Annotated in this window: 4 protein-coding genes; all 4 read left to right on the forward strand. The window is 67.7% G+C overall.

Features of this window, described 5'->3' with window-relative positions:
• Positions 1-479: hypothetical protein (locus GVY39_RS33615; RefSeq protein ID WP_159989406.1), on the forward strand; the 479-nt coding region annotated here is incomplete at its 5' end.
• Positions 480-482: 3 nt separating this feature from the next.
• Positions 483-938: a DUF4254 domain-containing protein gene (locus GVY39_RS33620; protein ID WP_159930998.1), complete on the forward strand. Its 456-nt coding sequence runs from the start codon at positions 483-485 to the stop codon at positions 936-938.
• Complete coding sequence (locus GVY39_RS33625) at positions 938-1375, forward strand: DUF4254 domain-containing protein (protein WP_159930996.1); 438 nt, start codon at positions 938-940, stop codon at positions 1373-1375. The genes GVY39_RS33620 and GVY39_RS33625 overlap by 1 nt, the downstream gene beginning before the upstream one ends.
• A 99-nt stretch (positions 1376-1474) precedes the next feature.
• On the forward strand, positions 1475-2041 hold the full coding sequence (locus GVY39_RS33630) for a hypothetical protein (protein ID WP_159930994.1): 567 nt from the start codon (positions 1475-1477) through the stop codon (positions 2039-2041).
• The last annotated feature ends 101 nt before the right edge of the window (positions 2042-2142 follow it).

The following is a 2142-nucleotide window of genomic DNA, read 5'->3' on the forward strand; positions in this document are numbered from 1 at the left end:
GTGCGGTGATGTTCGAGAGATGTCACAGTGCGCGGGAGGTCGCCGAGGTTTACCGGCGGCGTGGGTTCATCGTGTCGTGCGCGTTCGATCGCGTGTTCCTGGTCGCGTCGCTGACGTTGGGCGCGGTGGTGATGCCCGCGCCGCTGGGTAGGCGGGTGCGGAAGGCACTGCTCGACACGGGCAAGTTCGAGTCGGTGCCAATCCTGACCCATGCCCGCCCGGATCGGGAGTGGGTGTTCCTGGTCGGCCCGGCCTGGGGTGCGGGAATGTCGACGCCGACCGTGGCCAGCCTCGAGGCACACGGGGTGCGAGTCCTCGACGCTCGGCAACGGATCTGGTTGCCGATGACCGATCACCCGACCGGCTGGCATTGGATCTCGGAGCCGGTCAACGCCACCTCGATCCCGTCGCGCACCACCGTGGCTTGCCGCGCCCGCGACCTCCTCACCCCCACACGGTCGTCTCGGGCACGGAGGTGAGTGATGGCCTCCACCCCAGACGACGATGCGAGGGTGCTGCCCTCGGGGGAATCGCTGCTCTCAGCCATCCGTGGCCATCACGTCGAGGCCCACCGGCTGACACGGTTCGCCGCCGAGTTCGGGAGGCTGTATCAAAGCTCCCCGGCGCGGTTGAGGTGCGGATGTCGCTGCGGCAGGGACGAACTCGTGCTCGCCGTCGACACGTGGGCGGCCATGCATCTGCCGGTGCCGCATTCGGGGGCGCGGTTGCACACCGAGACTCTCGGCGCGGTCATCGACCGCCTCGCTCGTAGCCAGGTGCGCGCCTACCACCTGTTGATGACTGTGGACGATGTGGCAGATCCGCAGGTGCACGCGGCCTGGTATCGGCTGGCGGAGCTGGTGGATGGCTACACCGATCTTGCTGACGCGCTGATTCAGCGGTCGGTGCGGTTGCCCGCGCTCGGAGATGGTGGCTGATGAGACCTGTGCTGCCGGGCAAGGACGAACTGCTCATGGCCTGCCGTGGCTTCCCGCTGCCCGCCGACGACCCGGTGCTGAGCGCGGCTGCCGAACTGGCCGTGCTGCATCAGCGGCGTGAACACACAGCGTGGGAAGCGCTGGCGGTGATCGACACGCACCGTTCCCGGCTGATGGACACCATCGACACCTGGGTGCAGGCGGTGATACCGCAACCGGTCGCGGGCGCGCGGGTCCACACCCAGACGATGGGCCAGGTCATCGACCGCCTCGCCCAGTTGACCGCCCACACCTACACCGCGCTGGCAGCCGCCTCCCAAGAGGTGTTCTGGCAATCAATGGAAGTGGTCGACGACCTCGCCATCGCCTACACCGACCTGGTCGAAGAACTCCTCGCCGGTACCCGCCGCTTACCGATGACCACGACCTCGGTGTAGCGCACCGCGCGGCTTCCCACCTTCCCCTACCTGCACGCGGCTTCGGCTCGAGGTCGCCGTGGTGACACCACCCACCCATCTGATGAAGGGAGCAACCCTGTGTTCGAGAACCCTGATCTTCGTGACCGCCCTGACCCGCTGCCGAGTATGGATCGGCTACTGCGGGTGTGGGACGGGCTGGAGAAATCGACGTCATCGCTGGAACGCGCCACCCGCGTGTTCCTCACGGTGTGGATCATCCAGTTCGAGGGGATCGACCTGCGCACGGTCGAGGACTGGAGCTTCACCGACCATCAGGCAGCCGTGCGCGAGAAGGCCGTGGCGCTCGCGCGAGCCATCGATGACGAGGTGACCTGGCATCTGGGAAATCACCCGGAGCTGGTCACGCTGGTCGATGACGGAGACGACGCACCCACCGTGGGCGAGCTGCTCGGCCAGATCACGATGTATGCGGCCCTGTTCGACAAATGGTCTCTCGGCCACGGCCAGATCCCGTTCGGTCCCACGTTCATGGTGCTCGGCCGCCTCTACGACGCGCTCGTCACGAACTTGGTGACCGGCAGCGCCCGCCAGCCTCGCCGCCGCTCCCACGGTGCGCCCCCGATCCCCGAACCCCGCCGCGTCGACCTGATCGCCGCGCCACCGCATGGACGGTGGCGACCGTGATCCGGTTCCCGCTGGCCGGTGACCCCCGCCGCACCGTCACCATCCGGCAACCGGCGTCGCCACAACCGTCACGGCACAACCTGTTCCACCCCGATGAAGGA

The sequence above is a fragment of the Nocardia sp. CY15 genome (genome assembly GCF_009829295.1).
Lineage (GTDB): Bacteria > Actinomycetota > Actinomycetes > Mycobacteriales > Mycobacteriaceae > Nocardia > Nocardia sputi.

What these genes read in the sequence shown, in the direction of transcription:
- GVY39_RS33620 (WP_159930998.1), top strand. Translation starts at nt 483, where the DNA reads ATGGCCTCCACCCCAGACGACGATGCGAGGGTGCTGCCCTCGGGGGAA.
- GVY39_RS33625 (WP_159930996.1), top strand. Translation starts at nt 938, where the DNA reads ATGAGACCTGTGCTGCCGGGCAAGGACGAACTGCTCATGGCCTGCCGT.